Origin of the sequence: Fodinibius sp. (assembly GCF_034521915.1) — a bacterium.
GTDB lineage: Bacteria > Bacteroidota > Rhodothermia > Balneolales > Balneolaceae > Fodinibius.
This window is the reverse complement of record NZ_JAXHLU010000009.1, coordinates 45,886-67,592: the sequence shown is the minus strand read 5'-3', so window position 1 is coordinate 67,592 and position 21,707 is coordinate 45,886. Positions and strand designations below refer to the sequence as shown.

Genomic DNA, 21,707 nt, shown 5'->3' with positions numbered 1-21,707 from the left:
ATTATTATCTTTATCTATTCGATTTGGCAGTACAGCCTATTGAGCTGTACTGCTTTTTTCACCTCTCAATTCTTAAATCACAATCACATTCCTGCCCTCTGTGTTAATAGCTTGGATTTTTATAAAAACAGATACGTAGGTAATAAGTAAACTATTGGATGTAATGGGACGTTCACGAAATAATAAAAATCGCGGTCGCAACAAAAATAAGAATGTTTTTGTGCCTCGATTTAATGATAATAAAAATGTGGAAGTAGCCGGTCGATATAAAGGCGTAGTCGAAATTAATGAAAAGAATTACGGATTTGCTCGGGAAAAAGACCATGAATTCAGCTATGAACCGAGTGACCCATTTCTAAGACCCAATGAGGTAAAAAAACATAACCTCCGCCCCGGGCTGGAAATTGAAGGTGAGTACGAAGAGGATGAAAGAGGACATCGCCATATTTATTCCATTGAGAAGATAAATGGACGTGACCCTATGGAGTGGCAGCGGGCTACCCGTTTTGAGTTGCAGACTCCCATTATGCCTAATGAGCATATTGAGCTGGGTGTTGATCCCGATGATATTGAGATGAGAGTGATGGATTTAATTGCTCCTATTGGTAAAGGACAGCGTGGTTTGCTTGTAGCGCCGCCACGAACCGGTAAAACAGTGCTTTTGAAAAAAATTGCTGAATCACTAACTAAAAATCATCCGGATATTAGTACCGGTATATTATTGGTGGATGAGCGCCCCGAAGAGGTTACCGATTTCCTCAGATCAACAGATGCAGAAGTTTTCGCCTCTTCAAATGATAAACCGACCGACAGTCATATAAGAATTACCGAATTGGCTCTTGGGTATGTTAAACGCAAGGCTGAAATGGGGGATGATGCGGTCTTGCTTATTGATTCTCTAACGCGGTTAGGTCGAGCCTATAATAATATTCAGGAAAGCAGTGGACGTACTCTTTCGGGTGGATTGGATATACGTGCACTTGAAATTCCTAAGAAGATATTCGGTTCGGCCCGGAAAATTGAGGGGGGCGGATCGTTAACAATAATTGCCACCTGTCTTATTGAGACCAATTCCCGAATGGACGATCTTATTTTTGAGGAGTTTAAAGGAACTGGTAATATGGAGGTTGTGCTTGACCGTGAGCTTGCAAACGATCGTATTTATCCCGCTATAAATATTAGCGCATCGGGAACTCGAAATGAAGACAAGTTCATTGAGGATTCTATGGAAGAGCGGAATATGGTACGCCGTTATCTGCTCAAGAAATCACCGAAAGAATCGATGCAGAGTCTGCTAAAAGTACTAGGAAATACCGATAGCAACGAGGAGCTGCTCAATCAGATTGCGGCAATGGTTTAATAAACGGGTAGGCTGTTATCAATTTCCCGTGCCCATTTGTTAATACCGCCTTTAAGATTCTTTACATTCTCAAAACCTTTCTCTTGCAGAAACTCGCATGCCTGGGCACTTCGTCCACCGCTGCGGCAAAGACAGATGATCTCATTATCTTTGTGATCTTCAAGCTCATCAATTCTGTCTTTTAGTTCACCGACAGGTATTAATACAGAGTTTTCAATATCAATCTTAGACTGATATTGCTCGAAAGGTTCACGAACATCCAAAAGGAGAAAGTTATTCTGATCATCATCAATTTTTTCTTTTAGTGATTGAACAGTAATCTCATCCATTCTATTAAGTTCGTAATTTTTGGGATTTAAAATTAAGTCGTGTCACTCTTCTTGTTGTCGCCCGTAGCGATCCAGCTTAAACTGATTCCCGAGATAGAGCCGTTTAGCTTCTTCATCTTCAGCCAGTTCATCAGCTGTTCCTTCCTTTAGAATGTTGCCTTCAAACAATAGGTAAGCTCGATCAGTAATTGCAAGGGTTTCGTGTACGTTATGATCAGTAATAAAAATACCGATATTACGGTATTTAAGTTCAGCTACAATTTCTTGAATATCTTCAACGGCAATGGGATCAACGCCGGCAAAAGGCTCGTCTAAGAGGATAAATTTCGGATCAGTGACAAGGGCCCGGGCGATCTCGGTTCGGCGCCGCTCTCCGCCCGACAGGCTGTATCCTTTGCTGTCTACCACGCGTTCCAATCCAAATTCTTCTATTAGCTGTTCAACACGTTCATTAATTTCCTGGTTAGTAAAGTCAAAGAATTGGAGAATGGATTCGAGATTCTCCCGGACGGTTAAGTTGCGGAATACGCTCGCCTCTTGAGAGAGATAGCCAACCCCAAGACGAGCTCGTTTATACATCGGCATGCCCGTGAGGTTCTTGTCATCCAGAAAAATTTCACCGCTATCGGGGGTTACTAATCCGACAAACATGTAAAAGGTTGTTGTTTTTCCCGCTCCGTTTGGCCCAAGAAGCCCAACAATTTCTCCCTGTGTTACATCGATGGATACATCCGAAACAACCGTACGCTTTTTATAACTTTTGGTAAGCCCACGGCTGTAAAGCGTTTTGTTGGATGATTGTTTGGACATAAAATAATTGTTGCCGGTTTATGCAACAGCGAGTTCATTCAGAACAGATTCAAAAATACGCTTACCGTCATCAGACCCAATAAGTTGTTCTACGGCACGTTCGGGATGAGGCATCATTCCAAGAATATTACGCCGGGTATTACAAATTCCGGCGATGTTATCGACAGATCCGTTAAAGTTGGCTTCGTCGGTAACATTACCTTGGGAATCACAATAGCGAAAGACAATCTGATCGTTATCCTGAAGCTTTTTTAATTGATCTTTATCCGTAAAGTAATTTCCCTCGCCGTGAGCTACGGGAATCTGCAGAACGCTACCCTCCTCAATATTTCGGGTGAAGAGCGTATCAGATGTTTCGCAGCGCAGATGTGTTTGCTTGCAAACGAAACGTAAATCCTTATTGTGTAGCATCGCTCCGGGCAGGAGTCCGGCCTCCAGCAGGATCTGAAATCCGTTGCAGATACCCAGTACGGGGCCGCCCTTTTCAGCAAATTCAATAACTGATTGCATGATAGGTGAAAAACGGGCAATGGCACCAGAGCGGAGATAATCTCCGTACGAAAATCCGCCGGGTATCAACAAAAAATCGATATCCGAAAGATCGGTATCTTTATGCCATAGGAATTTCGTTTCAGCGTTCATGACATGAGCCATGGCATGGTACGCATCGTGATCGCAGTTAGAGCCGGGAAATACAATTACGCCAAATGTAGCAGACACAGTTTATCCTTTTATTTCGGTGACAAGTTGAATTTCTTTGAGCACGCCGTTGACTTCAAAACAATCTTCAAAGCTGCCTTCGTAGACTTCGGCCTTACCCTCGTTATGTACTTTGTATGTTAACTCTTCGGCGTGATCCTGGGTGCATCCGAGGGCTTTAATGAGCTGGCCGATAACTTCGTCAAATGTATGAATGTCATCGTCATAGAGGATTACTCTCCAGGGAGACTTTTCCTCCTCGTCCTCTTCTTCCTTTTCGAGAACGTCAACATCGATATCGGGAGCTTCCTCTTCCTGGGCACCCGAATCAGATCCTAATGAGCTAAAAGGCAGATGGTTCATAGCTATAGCTAATTAGTTTTCGTGAATCTCGATTTCAAAGTCTTCCATAACCTCGTTGGCAAGTAATTTCGAACACGCTGTTTCGGCAACTTTGTGTGCCTCTTCTTTGTTATCAGCATCAATATCGAGCTCAATTAGTTTGCCAATACGAACTTGGTTAACCTCATTTAGGCCAAGATTTTTTAGCGCATTATGCGCTGCTTTGCCTTGCGGGTCAAGAATTGATTTACGAAGTGTAACGTTTACGGTAGCCTTATACATGCTTGTGTAAAATTATGCGGTTTCAATGAGGGTAAAGTTAATCTTTATTTGCCTTAGCTGCTAACTGCGACTGGATAAAATTACGAGCCTCAGATTTGTTTTTTTGATCCAGGTCGATCCAGTTAATAAAATCCCAACGCCGAAACCACGAAAGCTGCCGCTTGGCATAGCGTCGGGTTTGGGTTTTCATGTCATTAATCATCTGTTCTCGGGATATTTCATCATTCAAATAAGCAATCGCTTCTTTATATCCAACCGTGTTTAAGCCCGGATCTTCCAACGTATATCCCATATCAAGAATTGTGCGAACTTCGTCCAGAAATCCTTGTTCAAACATCTGATCTACCCTGTGGTTTATTCGGTCGTATAGTTTTTGGCGATCGCGATGTAATCCAAAAACCATCATGTCTTCGGGAACAGATATCGTATCGTTATCAGAATGAAAAGAGCTAAACGGGTGGCCGGTTTGCATCCATACATCGAGAGCGCGAACAATACGCTGGGTATTCATCCCGTCCATATTTTGTGCGTAATCGGGATCAACCTCTTGTAGTTTTTGATATAGCTTTTTGATGCCCTCGTTTTCGATCTGTTTCTCAAGTTTAGCAATGTTTTTTTCGTTAGACTCGGGGACATCATCCAGCGGTTGGATAACACATTGCACGTGCAAAGTACTTCCGCCAACATATAATACGTTTTTGCCACGCGACTGTATGTCGTTTTTCCACTCCATAGCCCGCTCATAAAAATGGACGACACTGTCTTTAGTGGCGGGATCGATGATAGATAAATTGTAGTGCGGTATACCCGATTGCTCTTTTTCGGTAGGGGTAGCAGTGCCGATATTCATGTATTTATAACATTGCCTGGAATCGGTAGATATAATTTCGGCATCGAGTGCTTGGGCCAGCTCAATTGAGAGAGCGGTTTTGCCTACGGCAGTAGGTCCCAATAAAAGTATCTGCACGTTATACGGAATCACTTAACTCAAATTTTTACGAGACAAAATATAAGGAAAATTCCATCCATTTTTGGAGGATGTGTATATCCTGTCTAGTAGAATTGATAGGGGTAAAGCGTCATAAAATTAGTAGTAGAAAGCATGGGTTAAATGGTTGCTAAGAGAGCAAGTATTTATTAGTATATGGTACTTATTATTCAGACTAATAATTGAGGTCTGTCGAACGCTTAGCCTAAAAATAATTATTTATGAAATTCAACGTATCAAGCAGTGAACTGGTAAAAGCATTATCCGCTGTATCAGGGGCGGTGCCGAATAAGGCGACACTTCCTATTCTTGAAACTATTTTGTTTGAAAGCGATGGAGATAAGCTGCGCCTTACCGCTACGGATCTCGAAATTTCTATCCTTGAATCGATGAATGCCGATATTGACGAAGGTGGTGCGGTGGCAATTCCTGCTCATCGTTTGATAGAAACCCTGAGACAGTTGCCGGATATTCCCGTTTCTTTTCAGGTAGATGAAAAATTCAATATTAAGTTTCGAACGGACAAGGGAACCTATAAGCTTGTGGGTGAGGATCCCGATGAGTTTCCCGAGGTTCCCAACCTTGACGAGGGACATACCCTTGAAACCGATAAGGGAGTAATTACTACAGCGATTGATAAAACGCTTTTTGCTGTTTCCAATGATGATCTGCGTCCCGCTATGATGGGCGTTTATTTTGATATCGGACCGGAAGAAAGCAAGTTTGTAGCTACCGATGGACACCGTTTGGTAAAGTATATCAAAGAAGATCTCACCAGCGATAAAGAGGTTGATTTTATTGTACCCGAAAAGGCGTTAAACTTGGTGAAGAAGGCGCTGCACGATGAAGAGTGTGCGCTTACCATTACTGAAGATCACGCCCGATTTAAAAGTGGAAATACAATTGTAATTACACGGCTTATAAACGAGCAATATCCTAATTACGAGTCGGTTATTCCCAAAGACAATGAAAAGACGCTGATTATCAACAAAGAGCAGATGCTGGCTACGGTGAAGCGTGTGGCTATTTTCTCGAGTTCAACAACACGACAAATTCGCTTGCAGCTCAATTCCGATCAGCTAACTATTAGGGCTGAGGATATTGATATGAGCAGCGAGGCAAAAGAAACGATTGCCTGCGAATACAGCGACGAAGAAATGGAGATTGGCTTTAATGCTAAATATCTGGCTGATGTATTAGGAAATGTTGATGATGAGGAGGTCTATTTTGAATTTTCTACTCCCAACAGGGCTGGAATTGTAAAACCATCAGAAGAGGAAGAAAACGAGCGCATTCTGATGCTTGTTATGCCGGTGATGCTTAATACCTATGCGTAATGTGATTACTCTTACCACAGATTTCGGTCTGCAGGATTACTATGTGGGTGCCATGAAAGCTGCCATGCTGAATATCGCACCAGATGTTCGGTTGGTTGACATATCCCATGAGATCCCCTCGCAGGATATTATGGCCGGCTCTTGGATCCTGAAAAATTCGGCTATGCTTTTTCCAAAGGGAACGGTACATACCGTTGTTGTTGATCCGGGGGTGGGAACAGACCGTGATGCGATTGCCCTGAAAATGGCGGACCAATATTTTGTTGGTCCCGACAATGGTATTTTTTCCCTTCTTGCCACGGATGTTGATTATAAAGCTGTTCGGTTGACAAACGAAGAGTATTGGAGAGACGATCCTTCAAATACCTTTCACGGTCGTGATATATTTGCTCCTGTTGCTGCTCACTTAAGTCAGGGCGTAGCGTTAGAAGAGCTTGGAGATCCGGCTGAGGATTTGGTTAGCTATCGTTGGACCGTGCCCATTGCCGACAAGGACGGATTAGAGGGTATGGTTATTCATATAGATAAATTCGGCAATCTGATAACTAATATTTCAGAAGAACTGTTGGAAGAAGTTATTGGGGATAAAAACGTACGCATCTATGTGGGAAATACTATTCTTGATGAGATTGAAAAAACCTTTGGTGAAGTTACCGAAGGTGAGCCGGTGGCCTATATAGGTAGTTCTGGGATGCTTGAAGTTGGGATCAATAAAGGAAATGCCGAAGAAATGTTGAGTGTTCAAAAGGGAGCTCAAATTTCATTGATTCTTCAAAAAGAGAGTCAACAAGAATTGTAACACCTATCTAATTGTTTGCGTATTACTTTGAGTAAGATTGAATACGCAAGTATCATATCTTGAATATTAACGGTTATAATCCACTATGTCTCTTGAAATCCGGTCTCCCAAATATGAGCGCGCGTCCATAACAATCCCTTCAGAAGTTGCTGATCTGCAGAAAAACTTTAATGGAACTATTTGTTCGAATAAAGGGGATGAATATGAAATTGACGGAAATGTAATCGATTTATTGGGGGATGAGTCATCAGAAATGACCTGGGCACAAAGCTCAAATCATTGGAAGTTAACCGCTGCTGTTTATGAAGATATCTGGCGAAAACGATCGCTTTCTATCTTAACTGGAGAAGAGTTCCCCATTCAAAAAGAGCAAGAGCTTCTTATCGACTGGCTTAATCCTCAAGCCAATAAACTATATATGGATATTGGTTGCTCAACGGCACTTTACGGTCGGTTGGTTAAAAAGGAGCAGCCCCAATGTGATGTGGTAGCCCTCGATTTTTCTCGACAAATGCTTGAGGAAGCACGCTTAAAGGGGGAGACCGAACATGTAGATCTCTATTTGCTTCGAGCTGATGCACGATACCTTCCCTTCTTTGGAGCAACGTTTGACGGGCTGATGATGGGTGGGACACTTAATGAGCTTACCGATCCGATAAAAGTATTGTATGAGGCTCGGCGCGTAATTAAAAAGGATGGTACTTTTTTTATGATGCATTTAGTGAAATCACCGACGTGGTATATTCGCCTATTACAGGATTCTGCCGGTTTGGGTGGTTTATCATTTTGGACGGTGGATGAAAGTAATCAAATGTTTGATCGTGCCGGGTTTTCGATTGCTGAACAGTTTACAAAAGGTATTGTTTGCTTTACAAAGCTGCTTCCTGCCTGAGTAAAGTTAAAATTGCGGGGCTGCTAAAATGGTTTTCTGTAAAAACAAAAAGCGTTGCATCTAAATTTTTTTGGCCTCGAATTAATTTAGTTACATTCCCTCTTTCTAGCTAAGATATGTTATCTAATTATATTAACTTTTTAAAAGACAGTAGTGTTAAGAAGATAAAACCATGACAAAAGAATTATCGTATCCTAAGCATAAGATTAATGTTTTACTACTCGAAGGCGTCCATAAAGATGCTGTAAAGCTATTCGAAGAGGAGGGCTACAATGTGACATATCAGACCTCGTCAATGTCGGAAGAGGAGTTGCACGAGGCCCTGGAGCGCACCCAAATTATTGGCATTCGCTCGAAAACAGATATGACGAAATCGGTTATTGACAGCGCCCCAAACCTGCTGTGTATTGGAGCCTTTTGTATTGGCACTAACCAGATTGATTTAGATGCTGCATCTAAGAACGGTGTTGCTGTTTTTAATGCGCCATATAGCAACACACGGAGTGTAGTAGAGCTGGCTATTGCCGAAATGGTACTTCTTATTCGCAATTTACCCGATAAAATAATGGCTATGCATCAAGGTCAATGGCAAAAGTCGGCTAAATATAGCCATGAACTCCGTGGTAAAAAGCTGGGTATTTTGGGATACGGCAACATTGGTAGCCAGCTGAGTGTATTGGGCGAAGCTATGGGGCTGGACGTGTATTATTACGATCTGGAAGACAAGATGCCCCTTGGCAATGCCACCCGTACCGCTTCTATGGAAGAGCTGTTTAAAACTGTTGATATTGTGAGCGTACATGTGGATGGACGTCCGTCTAACAAGGGAATCATTGGCGAAGAAGAACTGAGCTGGCTGCACGATGAGGCTATTTTTCTAAACTTGGCCCGAGGCAAGGTAGTGGATACCCAAGCCCTGCGCGAGGCCATCGATTCCAAACGTATTTTAGGCGCCGGCATCGACGTATATCCCGAAGAGCCTAAAACCAATGACGAACCTTTTGAAGATGTGATGGCCGGGGCACGCAACACTATTCTTACTCCGCATATTGGTGGCAGCACGATGGAGGCCCAGGAGCATATCGGAAATTTTGTGCCCCATAAAATTATGGATTTCATTAATACCGGTAATACCTCGGGCAGTGTAAATCTACCTAATTTGAAGCTGCCTGGCTTTGAGGACTCCCACCGGTTTCTGCACATTCATGCCAACAAGCCGAATATTATGGCCACCATTAACAATATTCTGGCTCGGTACGACATCAATATTGATGGGCAGTACCTCCAAACGAATAATACGGTGGGTTATGTTATTACCGATATTGATACTGACTACAACAAAAAAATAATTGATGAGCTAAAAAATGTGGAGGGCACCATCCGTTTTCGGGTCTTGTATTAAAGTCCCTACTGTAATTGGCATATTTTAATAAGTAGGTAGTATAATTTCCCGCCCTTTTGGGTCGGAATTTTAGAGTCTTGTTAAGATACCCCGATGGCGCTGCCTCTGGATCATTTAATTATTCCTTAACTCTGGAAGATAAATCATCAGTCTAACTTGCAAACCCAGGAAGCTCACTTAAGTGAGTTTTATAGAACCATTTAGACCACAGATTTATCCGTGGGAAACTATCTTGGATGAGAGAAGTAAAACTAAGAAGGTATTTAGAGATGAGGGTAGGTGCCTATAAGGTTACCAATCTTATCTCATTGAATTCTCTGTAACCTGCATCTTGCATCCTGAAACTTGCATCAAGAATCCTGCATCCCGAGATTTTGTATCTTGAAATCACATTTGTTCCGGTGCGCTAATGCCAAGAATTCCCAAACCATTGGCCAGCACTTGGGCTGTTGCTTTGGCCAGTGCCGAGCGAGCCTGGACAAGTTCTTTCTCTTCGCCCAGAATGCGGCAGTCGTGGTAGAAGGAGGTAAAAGCCGAAGCCAGGTCTTCAAGGTAATTGATGAGCCGATGTGGCTCACGACTGTCAGCAGCACTTTGAATCATCTCGGGAAACCGAAGCAGGCTTTTGATGAGCGCTGTTTCTGACTCATGAGTAAGTAGCTCCAATTTGGGTTTATTTTTAATATTAAAGGTGTATTCTTGCTCTACTTTTCGCAAGATGCTGTGTATACGGGCATGTGCATACTGCAGGTAGAAAACGGGATTTTTTTCACCCGCTTCTTTAGCTTGGCCAACATCAAACTCGAGATGTGTATTCGGATCGCGCATCTCAAAGAAGAAGCGCGTAACATCAGCACCCACTTCATCCATCAGCTCATCAAGAGTAATAAAATTGGCTTTACGGGTACTCATTTTGAAGGGCTTTCCGTCTTTGACAAGCGTTACAAACTGGTAAACAATAACATCTACTTTGCTGCGATCGTAGCCCAGTGCCTGAATACCGGAAAGAACATCGGGATAAGTATCAATGTGATCGGCGCCAAATACGTCAATGCATTGATCATAGCCGCGATCGAGCTTATTGGCATGATAGGCAATGTCGGGCAGGCGGTAGGTCGGTTCGCCGGTACTTTTGATAAGTACAGTATCCTGATCTTTGCCAAACTCCGTTGTGCGAAACCAAGTGGCTCCATCTTTGTCATAGGCTAAATCTTTCTCGCGAAGCTTTTCTACTGTTTGTTTAATAGAGCCATCTTCATAAACTTCTTTTTCGTTAAAGAACGAATCCATTTCAATATTCATACGCTGTAGCGTAGCTTGAATATCATCGAAGATGAGTTGCTCGGCTTTATCCTTAAAAGGATCAACTTCTTTTGTCTCAATGAGATTATCGCCATGTTCATCAATAAGTTTTTGGGCAATGTCTTTAATGTATTCGCCCTCATAACCATCCTCCGGTAACTCGGCTTTTTTATCTAACAGCTGTAGATAACGTGCCCGGACGCTTTCACCAAGCTTGCGCATTTGTCGGCCGGCGTTGTTAAAGTAATATTCACGATCTACTTCGGCGCCGATCCATTCCAGTAGATTGGCAACGGTATCTCCCAATACGGCATTACGACCATGACCAACAGTAAGCGGTCCTGTGGGATTGGCACTCACAAATTCTATAAGAATGCGCTTACCTTTTAAGGAATCAGACTTTCCAAAAGTTGAGCCCTTGCTAAGAATAACGGCCAGTTCATCAAAAAGGTAGTTCTCGGCATATCGAAAATTGATGAAGCCGGGACCGGCAATTTCTACAGATTGGATTTTTTGATTATCGTATTTAAGTCCCTCTACAATTTGCTCGGCAATCTTGCGCGGATTCATCTTGAGCACGCTGGCCAGGTTCATTGCTATGTTAGAGGCCGCATCGCCATGCTCGGGCTGATTGGGTTTTTCGATCTGAATTTCGGGGATGTCGTCTTCGCTGAGATCAAACTGTTGCAGCGAATTGTTGATAATAGAACGCAGGTAATCCTTCATGAAATAACTGTTAGCAGAATTTTAATTGGCTGTAAATATAAGCAGTTGAATTAGGAATTGAGAATTAGGAATAGACCGCGGATGTTACACAGGTTTTGCTGATACTCGAGCCAATTATTATTTGTGTAACTCGTCACATTTTTCAATTGAAGCCGTTAGCCGAAATTTAATAAAAGACTGACCTTAATATTTGTAGCTTCGAGAGTAACCGTAGCCAATAATGTGTTTCACGAGCTTCTTTATATGATATAGATAGTTTTGCTTTAAAATCTCTTCGACTTTGTGCTCTAATAGCTTCCTCAATATTGGCACCAATCGATGTGCCGCTTATAATGAATCTGCTATGGGATAGTGACGTAACACATTCTAATTCGGCTGTTTGTCAAGTTCAACCTGGAGATCGATTTAATATGAACTATTCTGCAGGGCAATCCATATCATAGCTTGTTATAAACCTTATAATGAGATTCAATAATCTGTCCGGTCAATTTCTTACATAGCATAATAATTTTCAGTGGATATCTGTTTTAATTCCGTAATTCCAAATTCTATTAATCCAACAAGTCCTTTGGCGCGGAAACTGGTATACCCGTCGCCGGCGATGATGATATGATCATCTACCGGAATGCCGAGCAATTTGCCTGATTTTGAAATCCGTTTTGTAAGCTGGATATCTGCCTTCGATTCGTTGTTGTTACCGCTGGGATGATTATGCAGTAGCAAAATACTATTGGCCTCATTCATTACGGCTTGACGCATTACTTCCGCCGGATCAACAATGGTAGCCGTAGAACCGCCAGAGCTTACTTTCTTATATCCCATTACGATTTTAGCATTATTGAGAAAGGCCACCATAAATACCTCTTTGGTAAGGTCGCGCAACTTGGGACCAAAATAGGCAACGGCATCTTCGGGCGAAGTAATTTGCACTTGTTCGCCTAAGCTGGCCATCTGAATTCGTCGCGATAGCTCGAATACTGCTTCCAGCGTCAGAGATTTTACTTTTCCCATGCCGGGTATGACTTTCAAGTCCTGCCATCCCTTTCGTGCGAGATAACGCAACCCGTCAAAATGATCGAGCAGGGCTTGTGACATCTGGATCACATTCATTTTTGGACTGCCGGTGCGTAAAAGAATCGCTAATAGTTCTGCATCCGAAAGGCTTTCTCTGCCATAATTAGTAAGCTTTTCGCGCGGCTGTTCATCGGGATTCATCTCTTTGACGGTACGCTTTAAAAAATCATTGGCTTCAAACTGCTCTTGATCAGACATATGTATGTACTCTTGATTTGGGTTTATTAGTAAGAGCATTATTAACATGGATCCTTACAAAAATGTTGATGTAGAAAACATAATTGCGCATTATTTTTAACAACCTTTAAAATGTTTAGACTATTATTTCTACTTTTTCTATAAGATTTTCGTTGTAACATTTTGTGAATAATTCGTAAGAGAATACAAGAATATTAAGCTGGCATATAAATTCTAAGAATATAGTTCTTAAATGTTGCATACATCCATTGGGAAAATATTTTTTGCGACAATTATATTTTTCACAGTCGTATTTAATATCTCGAAAGCTCAGCAGGTAACAGATACGCTCGAACAGATATCGCCCTACGCGATAGAAGAGGATTTTGATATTTCAGCTGATTTGTCGCATCCGGCATGGCAACAGGCAGAATCGGCTTATATCAAACATCAGATACAGCCAAATGATGATGTACGGGCCTTTGTCGAAACTGAGGTGAAGATGCTTTACAGTAAGAAAAACATCTATGTAGGTTTTATCAGCAGTGATCCGTCCCCTGAAGATATTCGGGCAAATATATCTGATCGTGATAACAGTTTTGGAGACGATTTCGTGGGAGTGTTCCTGGATCCCTTTAATAACAACCAGCAGGCTTATGAACTTTTCGTAAATCCGTTAGGTATACAAATGGATGGAATGCGTACGGGTAACAGTGAGGATATGAACTTTGATATGCTATGGTATTCAGATGGGAAGATTACCGATAAAGGATATCAAGTAACGCTGAAAATTCCATTTAAAAGCTTGAATTTCCCAGATCGAGATATCCATAAATGGTCAATTCAGTTTATCAGAAATTATCCGCGCAATAGTCGTTATATGTTTACATGGACCAATGTACGATTAGATAATTCCTGTATGCTTTGCCAAAATGGACGTCTTGTTGGGTTAAAAGATATTGAAAATACAAATACAGTAGAATTGTTGCCGTACGGAATGAGTTATCAAAGTAGCACCATTAATAATGCCGGGAATCCTAATTCTGGATTGGATCATGGGCGTATTAATGGACGTATTGGCGGGAGTGTGATGTATGAGCCCACCTCGACGACTTCTCTTAATGCTGTTATAAATCCCGACTTTAGCCAGGTGGAAACCGATCAGGCTCAAATATCTGCTAATGAAACCTTTGCACTGTATTATTCCGAAAAACGTCCCTTCTTTATGAAAGGCAGCGATTTGTTTAACACAAGAGAAAATCTGTTTTATTCCCGGATGATTAACCGTCCGCTGGCTGCCGGAAAAGTAACTCATCAGGCAGAAGATTTCAGCATTGCATTTTTAACCGCTTACGATCGGGAAGCTCCTTTTATCATTCCGGGGCGATACGGCAGCTCACTGGTTCAATCGGATGTTGAAGCCTATAATAATGTGGTTCGCGGGACATATAATTTTGGATCCGAGTCATATATTGGCGGATTGGTTACAACTCGCAATCAACAAGATGGACATAATTATGTGGGTAGTATCGACTGGAATATTTTGTTGACCGACAACTATTATTTTAGCGGCCAGGCGGCCTATGCTAATACAAAGGAATTAGATGAGCCAGAACTTTTTGATGAGCCAAGGATTCTTGGGCAGAGCTCATATGATGCAGCATTTAATGGAGAACAGTTTGGAGGTACCTTGTTGACTACTCGGTTTTCACGTCAGGCCAAGTACTATGACTTTTCATTCGGTTACACTTCCTATTCGCCTACCTTTCAAACACAGAACGGATTCATTAATCAGGTTGACCAACGGAAATTCGATGCCTCACAAAGTCTCTCCTATTATCCCGAGTGGGAATGGTTGTCCAGAGGAAATATAAGTATAAACACTGGCTGGCGATACGATTTTGGGGGGCAGTTTCAGGAGCGGTATATTTTTACCAGGTGGAGTAATAACTTTGGCGGACAAACGAACTTGTCACTTAGCTTCTTACCATTAAATGATGAACGATTTCGTGGTCGACTTTTCACCCAGATGAATCGCCTCATGATTGATGTGAGTACAAATCCGTTAAACGAATTATCACTAAGCGGGCATGTGGATTTTGGAAAATACATCAACCGACAGGAGAACCCAACGTTGGGAGAAGGGTACAATTTTTCTGTGGATGCCACCGTAAAACCTACTTCTCGTTTGGAAATGTCGCTTAGTTATAACTACTCGAAACTTTCGGCCGCAAATGGAGAGGAAAAATATTTTAGCGGTGATATCTACCGGTTAAAGGGCAATTACAATTTTTCAAAAAAGTTCTTTGCACGACTCATTACCCAGTACAATTCTTTTAATGAGCAGCTGCAGATCTATCCTCTTGTTTATTATAAAGCCAACCCATTTACTAAATTTTATATTGGGATGACTGATTACCTGAATCACTTTGATCAGGCCGGTCCCAATAGATATACCGGTTTTAAAGAGACCGACCGCCAGTTTTTTGTGAAATTTCAGTATTTAATCCGCAGCTGATACTAAAACTGTTTCTTTCGGAATTGGTAAAAAGCCAGCAACGCCAAAGGTACACAGCTGACAAAAGCAAAGCCCAGTAAACTGATATCAACACCTGAAAATCCGCTGTCAAAAATTTGACTCATAATTTGTTGAAAAGCTTCGGAGCTGGGTATAAGATAGGCCAGTATTTGTAAGAGTGTTTCAAACCAGGTATCCGTTAAACCAAACATCTGTAGAAACTGATCAGCATTTAAGAATAGAGCAGAAAAATCCGTTAAAAAATATCCCAGTATAACTGCTCCTAGATAAGAGTTGGTGAGTATCAGGAATAGGACGATTGTTATATAGTAGGTTAATAATATTAGGGGAAGAAATACGATGATAGCAATAGCATGATGCAATGGAAAAAGCACTCCGTGTACTGTGGTTAGCACAGCTAAAAGTAGTACACTAATGACGGTGTAAGCAAAACAAAAGGTGAATACACCCATAAAATCTGAGAAGAATAATTCACTTCGCGATAGGGGTTTGGATAGGAGCAGAGATGCTCGCTCCGGTTTTATATTTTCTGAAAAATGTGTGGGGATACCAATAATTGAGATGAGGATTGTAATAGAAACCAGTTGGTTTATCACTATCCCTGTTGGCAAGGGTAACCCACCCAAATTTATTGCATATGAGTAACTGGAGGGATCTGCGGAGACACCGCCCCATACAGTAATGGCTACAACAAAGAGCATAAAAATGCCGGGCCACGCCCATAGCGTTTTATTTTTGAGAAGGGTTCGTAGGGTATAACGAATCATGATATGGCGGGATCTTTGGTTTCAAAATGATTGAGGTAGTAGTCTTCAACGGAGCCAAATTGCTTTTGAATCTCTTTTTTGCTGGCCGAATTGATAATACGTCCATCGTTGATAAGGTAGAGGGTATCGCAGGTTTTGTCGATGTCTGAGAGAATGTGTGTGGTGATCAGGATGGAAATATTGCGTTCTTGTTGCAGCCTGAAGATGTAATCCATGATGGCTTTTTTTTGTACGGCATCGAGTCCGTTGAAGGGCTCATCGAGGATATAAAATTGATCATCAGCCAAAAAGGTGTGCATAAGCGCTGATGTTTGCCTCATGCCTTTGGAGAGATTCTTAATCCTTTTGTTCAGATAATTTACATTAAAAGCGTTGGCCAATTCGTTTATTTTACGATCTATCTGTCCCGGCGTCGATTCTTTGAGATCAGCGAAAGCATGAAGCATTTGTTTTACCGTAAAATACTCGGGAAAGGAATAATTTTCGGGAAGATAGCTCACCTTTGCCCTTGCTTGTTTATCTTCATGATTGTTGCCCATCAGCGAAATGTTTCCGGAATCAGCAAAAAGAAGGTCCAGGATTATTTTTAAAAAAGTTGATTTCCCCGATCCATTTGGGCCTAATATAGCGGTAAAACTACCCTCTTTAATTTCAAGATGATCGATATTCAGATGAAAAGAATTGCTACCTGACTTTTTAAAGGTTTTGGAAATGTTTTCAGCTTGTAAAATCATATGTTATTAATTCACTTAGTATGAAAGATATTGCTGGCACTTTGGGTTAATCAGTATTGTTATTATTTGACTCATATTCCAGAATATCACCCGGTTGGCAATCTAATGCTTCACAAATAGCATTTAGCGTCGAAAAGCGTACGGCTTTGGCCTTGCCTGTTTTTAGGATCGAGAGGTTCGAGATCGTGACCCCTACCTCCTCAGATAGTTCAGTAAGCGTCATGTCGCGCTTAACCAGCATGAGATCCAAGTTTACCTTGATGGCCATAATACTAAATCGTGAGGTCTTGTTCTTTCTGAAGCTCGACGGCGCGCTGTAAGATGATAGCGGTAAAAAGCAATGTGCCACCGAGAAATATCATATTATTGTCAATAGGGGGTAATGGTTCCCCGAAGTAAAATTGGTCATTAAGAAAGTTATACAGCCGAAAATCTAAGCCCCATTTTAAGATGGCACCGCCGCTGAATAATATTGAAAGCCCCAAAATCACATTTTTGATGGCCGGGACAAACAGCTTGTTGTCTTTTCGATAATTGAGCTCATAAAATAATATGAAGAAGATGCCAATGATGGCTAGTCCACCAAAATAAAACAAGATCTGTAGGTAAAGTTGGGATCGCCAGAATGAAAGGTCATCCGGCGATACTAAAAATGACGGATATCCCCACAGGCCGTAAATAGTGCGATTTTGCTGTCTTTGCGACAGGTTGAGCAGAGTATTATCCAGCTGTGGCGAAGGCGTTTGGTGATCCAGGTTGGTTACCGAAACAAATGTTCTGCCGTACTTTCGCCGGTCCGGCTGGTCAAAATCTTGGACACTTGCTTTTGTGATTCTGAGATCCCCGATTTCTAGACTTTTATCATCGATTGAGGGGGGGGTTAATATCTGCGTATCCAACAAGGTGTTTATGGTTTGATATTGCTTAAATCCACTGTATGCCATCCAAAGAGTAAAAACAGATAGTAAGCCGAGGGTGATTATCCGGTATTTTTTTGTGTACATATCGTTACACCGTCAGTTTTAGTTCTTGATACATTTCGTTGCCTTTTTCGAATACGGCGGCCAGGGTAAAGACCAGCAATCCCATGATAATGAACATCCAATCTTCGCCCACCATGGGTATGTTAATGCTGATATCTGCCTGTTGTGATGCCAGCAAGTGTGCTTTGTCAGCCAGTGAGTTGCGAATAAAATATCGGACAAGCCACTGTAGAGGTTCAACAATAATCAGAAGGATGGCGATAGTTTTGATTCGGCGGATATTTGCAGCTGTAAATATAGATCCATCCACGGTTTGTTTTAGTAGGATGCGCAGCTGATATAATCCATAAATAAAAAGGCCGAGTGCAATGCAGATAAAACTGCTCCAGATTAAATAGGTAAAGGGATTGCTGTGTAAGATGAAATCAAAATCTAATGTTCCGGTAACCGAATCAATCTCGATAAACTCGTAGTTGGCTTCTTCGTTTAGCGTTACCAGTGATGGTTCCAGGGGCAGGGTTATCCCCATTATAGAATCCGGGTGGGAGCTGTGGAAGTATTCATAGATTAGCGTAGCGGGGAAGATAAATCCTAAAACACAGGATAGATACCACCACACGTTCACGATCAGATAGCAAATGTATGCGGTCGATTTTTTGCCAAATCTATTCATAATACTACACCGTAAGTTTTTGTTCTTCGTACAGGCGTGTACCTTCCTCAAAAATGTAGGCCACTAGTAAAACTGCCAGCCCGGCAAGTCCTAGCTCCCACGCAATCGGTGGCCAAAGTAGCGATATGCTTTCTGGAAGTTGGATTTGGTCGATCATCAGATACGAAAGCCACCCAATACCGTACTTATAAGGAACGGCAAGCAACATTAAATAACCAATAGTCTTAAGGTATTTTGAGTTTTGTTTATTCCATGGCTCCTCGCGTCGCAAGCTTCGTAGTATGCGTCCGAGTAGGGTAAGTCAGTAAAGGATAATTCCATCAAGACCGATCGTCATAACAGAAGCCAGATAATAGCTCCATTTGTTTTCAGGCTCGATATCTTCTAAGCTTGCATTCGTTTCCATAATGGAACTGTTAAAAATGTTAACTGTGTCACTGTTGGCGATGATTTCTGTAAAGTCATAGATATGAATTCGAGCAGGTAATTCAAGGAAATGTAGATCACCAATAAAAATATCAGCTACAAATAATAGCGACCCGCCTAAAATTGAAATGAAGTAAATACCCCATGCAAGCAGAGCAAAGAAGTAAAGAAAACCAGCAATACTCCCATCGTTTTTAAACCATTTCCAAGCCATACGTATCGGTTATTTCTTGATGTTCACCAATAAGTAAAAATAATAATTATTGAATTGCAATAAAATTTTATTGATAAACAATAAATAATTGTTGTTTAATGGTAAATATAAGCAGGGTGTGGGTCTGGTAAAGTTTAAAGTGGGTAGGAATTCGAGGTGAAGAGCTAGAAGCAATAAGTGGCGAATAATGAGTGATGCGTAATGAGTAATAGGCAACAGTTTTTAATTATGTATCACTCGTTACATATTACGCATTACGAAATACACATCACTTACATAAACTACGTCTCACCCTCACACCTAATGGTTCGACTTTAGCTGTTTATCCTCTGTCGTTTGGGAACTAATCGTCGTCGGGTCCACCCATCAGCGGTTCGTTCATGGCGCGGATACTGGCGTTGGGCAATCCCTCGGGATAGGTATTTTTACACATATTGAGTACTTCGACAGCCATTTCAACGTGCAGTTGCTTAGAGTCTTCGTAAAACTCCTGGGCATCATCGCTAAGCTTGGGTTTGCCGTGTAGGGGCTTATCGCTGACACAGAGCATGGTGGCATTGGGGATGCGATAGCGATAGCCGTTGGTGGCGACTGTGGCCGATTCCATATCAACAGCAATACTGCGACTCATATGTATTTTTTCGACTGTTCGACGCTTGATGAATTCCCAGTTTCGGTTGGCCGTAGTAAAGATAGTGCCCATGCGATGGTTGCGATTATATTTATCCAGCACTTCCTTTAGAAAGACATTCATCAAGTAGTTGGGAGTAATAGGAATGTTGAGCGGCAGGATATTATCCAGCACCCCATCATTGCGCATGAAACCGGTAGCAAGCACAAAGTCGCCGATATCCTGGTGGTTGCGCAGCCCTCCACAATGGCCTACCATAATCATGGCGTCGGGTCGAAGAACGGCAACGTGATCGGTAATAGTTTTAGCATTTGAAGGTCCCACGCCAATATTGATGAGTGTGACGCCTTTATTGTTTTCCTGTTTGTGATGATAGGCAGGCATTTGAACACCTTCCCGGGCAGGTGTCACACAATCAGGGAACATCTCTTGAAAAACATCAACGTGCATGTCGTAGTTGGTAAATAGAATATAGCGTTGAAAATCTTCCGGATCGGTGCCGGTATAATGCTCAAGTCGATTAAGGGAAATTTCTATCCGTTCGGGACTAAACAGGAATAGCTTTTTTTGTGTAATATCCCAGTCGTCCTCATCGGTGTTATCGAGCAGGTCGGGATCGTTAAGCGGCAGGCGTTCACGTGAGGGTATGATTTTTATAACCGCTCCCTTTTCGCCTAGCTTTTTAAGCTCGCGCAGCAAGTACCATCGGTATGCTCCGGGTTTAGCCATTTCACCCGTAATAATGGGATTATGTTTTGACCACGAACGTTTTACCAGTACTTTAGGATATTCACCGTTTTCATAGATTCTCTCCATCGTATTGCATGCTTCAACCATGCGCTCGTGGAGTTCTTTTTGGGAGTTTACTTCTTCTGTTTCAAATTCAAATCGATCTGACATAAATCCTAACCTGTTCGCCTTATGAGTGAAAAATCATTTCAATTTACTATTGAACCGTGGTCGGTTATCCGTGAAAATAAGGAATATCCTACCCCAATTTTCAATCTTTTGCATAGAAAAATGAAATTGGAAGCAAAAGATGAAAAAAATGAGGGTGATTTCTACGTGTTAAAGGCTCCGGATTGGGTAAATGTTATACCGATAACAAAAAACCAGGAAGTTGTATTGGTTGAACAGTATCGATATGGGATTGAGCAGCCTACGTTGGAAATCCCAGGCGGTATGGTTGATCCCGGAGAACAACCTTTGGAATCTATCAAAAGGGAACTTATCGAAGAAACCGGATATAGTTCAGCAAATTGGAGCAGTTTGGGAAAAGTGAGTTCGAATCCTGCAATTATGACCAATTATACGCATTTGTACCTGGCTGAAGACTGTGAGATGATAACATCCGAAAAACCTAGAGGAGACGAGCACGAACGCATTAATGTGCATCGACTGGCTGTAGATAAATTCTTGGACTTTGTTGCCGATGGGACCATCCATCATAGCATTATGGTAGCGGCTGTAGCGCGGTTTTTGTTGAAGAACGAGCAAGAAGCGAGAAGTGAAAAGTAAAAAGGAATTCTTTTGCTTCTCACTTCTTGCTTTGTCTGCCTTCATCTAATCTTCAATTAATAGCAATACCTTCCGCAATCAAAAAGATTTATTGCAGTATGGAGCTGATCACTTTATTATATAAGATCCCAAACTGCTGACAGGTAGAACGAAATCGAGCACAATTGTAGTTATACAGTTCAACTTATTATCTCCCAAAACTTGATTAGCTAAAAATATGATTCAAACCGGCACAAAAATAGATACTGATTTTTCGCTGGATATTGTCGAAGACGGTGAAGAAAAAACTGTATCGTTTGATGATCTTTTGGATCGCCCGACAATTGTTTCGGTGTATATGCGTAATAATACATCGGGATGTGACAAACAGAATAAAAGTCTGGCCGAGCATGCCGATTGGTTTGACGAGCAGGGATATAATCTCATAGCGATCAGCAAAGACAGCTGCGGATCACATAAAAACTATGCCGAGAAGTTGGGTATCAACTACGTGCTAGCTTCTGATCGTGATTATAAATTTGCCAAAGCAACTGATTCAATCATGGAGAAAAATATGTTTGGCAATAAGTTTGAGGCGTCAACACGTTCTGCTTATGTGATCGATACCGATGGCACGGTTAAGGCCATTATTGAAAAAATTAATACTAAAGATCATGCCTCCGAGTTAAAGGATGTGATCAAGAATTTGTAGAAAACGAGGTAT

The 21,707-nt window shown here is 41.7% G+C and carries 24 protein-coding genes and 1 pseudogene; 8 read left to right on the top strand and 17 right to left on the bottom strand.

Annotated features, from left to right (window positions below; translation table 11 throughout):
• Positions 1 to 163: 163 nt before the first annotated feature.
• Entirely contained in the window at positions 164 to 1,360 is a 1,197-nt protein-coding gene (gene rho / locus U5J89_RS06810) for a transcription termination factor Rho (RefSeq protein WP_322574854.1), read from the top strand.
• Here the strand turns inward: rho and U5J89_RS06805 are convergent.
• From U5J89_RS06805 to miaA, 6 genes are read right to left on the bottom strand one after another with little or no spacing between them, the layout of a single operon-like run.
• Positions 1,357 to 1,689 (bottom strand): rhodanese-like domain-containing protein, encoded by a 333-nt coding sequence (locus U5J89_RS06805; RefSeq protein WP_322574853.1) that lies wholly within the window; start codon positions 1,687 to 1,689, stop codon positions 1,357 to 1,359. The genes rho and U5J89_RS06805 overlap by 4 nt on opposite strands.
• A 42-nt stretch (positions 1,690 to 1,731) precedes the next feature.
• Positions 1,732 to 2,499 (bottom strand): LPS export ABC transporter ATP-binding protein, encoded by a 768-nt coding sequence (gene lptB, locus U5J89_RS06800; protein WP_322574852.1) that lies wholly within the window; start codon positions 2,497 to 2,499, stop codon positions 1,732 to 1,734.
• A gap of 18 nt (positions 2,500 to 2,517) precedes the next feature.
• On the bottom strand, positions 2,518 to 3,219 hold the full coding sequence (gene purQ / locus U5J89_RS06795) for a phosphoribosylformylglycinamidine synthase subunit PurQ (protein WP_322574851.1): 702 nt from the start codon (positions 3,217 to 3,219) through the stop codon (positions 2,518 to 2,520).
• 3 nt (positions 3,220 to 3,222) lie between these two features.
• Positions 3,223 to 3,561, bottom strand: a complete 339-nt coding sequence (locus U5J89_RS06790) for an ATP-dependent Clp protease adaptor ClpS (protein WP_322574850.1) — start codon at positions 3,559 to 3,561, stop codon at positions 3,223 to 3,225.
• Between the two features lie 12 nt (positions 3,562 to 3,573).
• Positions 3,574 to 3,822 carry a phosphoribosylformylglycinamidine synthase subunit PurS gene (gene purS, locus U5J89_RS06785; RefSeq protein ID WP_322574849.1) on the bottom strand — a complete coding sequence of 83 codons (249 nt, stop codon included), beginning with the start codon at positions 3,820 to 3,822 and terminating at the stop codon, positions 3,574 to 3,576.
• Positions 3,823 to 3,859: 37 nt separating this feature from the next.
• Positions 3,860 to 4,789 carry a tRNA (adenosine(37)-N6)-dimethylallyltransferase MiaA gene (gene miaA / locus U5J89_RS06780; protein ID WP_322574848.1) on the bottom strand — a complete coding sequence of 310 codons (930 nt, stop codon included), beginning with the start codon at positions 4,787 to 4,789 and terminating at the stop codon, positions 3,860 to 3,862.
• Positions 4,790 to 5,031: 242 nt separating this feature from the next.
• Here miaA and dnaN point away from each other — a divergent pair, with 242 nt between their 5' ends.
• From dnaN to serA, 4 genes are all read left to right on the top strand, one after another.
• Positions 5,032 to 6,147: a DNA polymerase III subunit beta gene (gene dnaN, locus U5J89_RS06775; RefSeq protein WP_322574847.1), complete on the top strand. Its 1,116-nt coding sequence runs from the start codon at positions 5,032 to 5,034 to the stop codon at positions 6,145 to 6,147.
• A complete protein-coding gene (locus U5J89_RS06770) occupies positions 6,140 to 6,946 on the top strand; it encodes an SAM-dependent chlorinase/fluorinase (RefSeq protein ID WP_322574846.1) in 807 nt (268 codons plus the stop codon). The genes dnaN and U5J89_RS06770 overlap by 8 nt, the downstream gene beginning before the upstream one ends.
• Before the next feature lie 85 nt (positions 6,947 to 7,031).
• Complete coding sequence (locus tag U5J89_RS06765) at positions 7,032 to 7,838, top strand: class I SAM-dependent methyltransferase (RefSeq protein ID WP_322574845.1); 807 nt, start codon at positions 7,032 to 7,034, stop codon at positions 7,836 to 7,838.
• Positions 7,839 to 8,010: 172 nt separating this feature from the next.
• Entirely contained in the window at positions 8,011 to 9,240 is a 1,230-nt protein-coding gene (gene serA / locus U5J89_RS06760; RefSeq protein WP_322574844.1) for a phosphoglycerate dehydrogenase, read from the top strand.
• A gap of 387 nt (positions 9,241 to 9,627) precedes the next feature.
• Here serA and argS read toward each other — a convergent pair whose 3' ends face one another.
• From argS to radC, 3 genes and pseudogenes are all read right to left on the bottom strand, one after another.
• Positions 9,628 to 11,268 carry an arginine--tRNA ligase gene (gene argS, locus U5J89_RS06755; RefSeq protein WP_322574843.1) on the bottom strand — a complete coding sequence of 547 codons (1,641 nt, stop codon included), beginning with the start codon at positions 11,266 to 11,268 and terminating at the stop codon, positions 9,628 to 9,630.
• 187 nt (positions 11,269 to 11,455) lie between these two features.
• A pseudogene (locus tag U5J89_RS15915) lies at positions 11,456 to 11,596 on the bottom strand (four helix bundle protein); the annotation flags it as partial.
• A 164-nt stretch (positions 11,597 to 11,760) separates the two neighbouring features.
• Positions 11,761 to 12,540 carry a RadC family protein gene (gene radC, locus U5J89_RS06750; RefSeq protein WP_322574842.1) on the bottom strand — a complete coding sequence of 260 codons (780 nt, stop codon included), beginning with the start codon at positions 12,538 to 12,540 and terminating at the stop codon, positions 11,761 to 11,763.
• A 232-nt stretch (positions 12,541 to 12,772) separates the two neighbouring features.
• Here radC and U5J89_RS06745 point away from each other — a divergent pair, with 232 nt between their 5' ends.
• Positions 12,773 to 15,037 carry a carbohydrate binding family 9 domain-containing protein gene (locus U5J89_RS06745; RefSeq protein ID WP_322574841.1) on the top strand — a complete coding sequence of 755 codons (2,265 nt, stop codon included), beginning with the start codon at positions 12,773 to 12,775 and terminating at the stop codon, positions 15,035 to 15,037.
• A 2-nt stretch (positions 15,038 to 15,039) separates the two neighbouring features.
• Here U5J89_RS06745 and U5J89_RS06740 read toward each other — a convergent pair whose 3' ends face one another.
• The 8 genes from U5J89_RS06740 to U5J89_RS06705 form a co-directional block, all read right to left on the bottom strand.
• Positions 15,040 to 15,825, bottom strand: coding sequence for a hypothetical protein (locus U5J89_RS06740; RefSeq protein WP_322574840.1), 786 nt, complete (start codon positions 15,823 to 15,825; stop codon positions 15,040 to 15,042).
• Positions 15,822 to 16,559 (bottom strand): ABC transporter ATP-binding protein, encoded by a 738-nt coding sequence (locus U5J89_RS06735; protein ID WP_322574839.1) that lies wholly within the window; start codon positions 16,557 to 16,559, stop codon positions 15,822 to 15,824. Before U5J89_RS06735 ends, U5J89_RS06740 begins: the two co-directional genes overlap by 4 nt.
• Positions 16,560 to 16,605: 46 nt before the next feature.
• Entirely contained in the window at positions 16,606 to 16,827 is a 222-nt protein-coding gene (locus U5J89_RS06730; RefSeq protein WP_322574838.1) for a helix-turn-helix transcriptional regulator, read from the bottom strand.
• Between the two features lie 4 nt (positions 16,828 to 16,831).
• On the bottom strand, positions 16,832 to 17,563 hold the full coding sequence (locus U5J89_RS06725) for a hypothetical protein (protein ID WP_322574837.1): 732 nt from the start codon (positions 17,561 to 17,563) through the stop codon (positions 16,832 to 16,834).
• Positions 17,564 to 17,567: 4 nt separating this feature from the next.
• Positions 17,568 to 18,215 carry a DUF2975 domain-containing protein gene (locus tag U5J89_RS06720; RefSeq protein ID WP_322574836.1) on the bottom strand — a complete coding sequence of 216 codons (648 nt, stop codon included), beginning with the start codon at positions 18,213 to 18,215 and terminating at the stop codon, positions 17,568 to 17,570.
• A gap of 4 nt (positions 18,216 to 18,219) precedes the next feature.
• Complete coding sequence (locus U5J89_RS06715) at positions 18,220 to 18,498, bottom strand: DUF2975 domain-containing protein (RefSeq protein WP_322574881.1); 279 nt, start codon at positions 18,496 to 18,498, stop codon at positions 18,220 to 18,222.
• A gap of 18 nt (positions 18,499 to 18,516) precedes the next feature.
• Entirely contained in the window at positions 18,517 to 18,855 is a 339-nt protein-coding gene (locus U5J89_RS06710; protein WP_322574835.1) for a hypothetical protein, read from the bottom strand.
• A 343-nt stretch (positions 18,856 to 19,198) separates the two neighbouring features.
• Positions 19,199 to 20,386, bottom strand: a complete 1,188-nt coding sequence (locus U5J89_RS06705; protein WP_322574834.1) for an AMP nucleosidase — start codon at positions 20,384 to 20,386, stop codon at positions 19,199 to 19,201.
• A 21-nt stretch (positions 20,387 to 20,407) separates the two neighbouring features.
• On the opposite strand from U5J89_RS06705, the gene U5J89_RS06700 reads away from it, so the two are divergent.
• Positions 20,408 to 21,004, top strand: a complete 597-nt coding sequence (locus U5J89_RS06700) for an NUDIX hydrolase (protein WP_322574833.1) — start codon at positions 20,408 to 20,410, stop codon at positions 21,002 to 21,004.
• Between the two features lie 217 nt (positions 21,005 to 21,221).
• The gene (locus U5J89_RS06695; RefSeq protein ID WP_322574832.1) at positions 21,222 to 21,695 is read left to right on the top strand and encodes a peroxiredoxin; all 474 of its coding nucleotides are present in this window, start codon (positions 21,222 to 21,224) and stop codon (positions 21,693 to 21,695) included.
• The last annotated feature ends 12 nt before the right edge of the window (positions 21,696 to 21,707 follow it).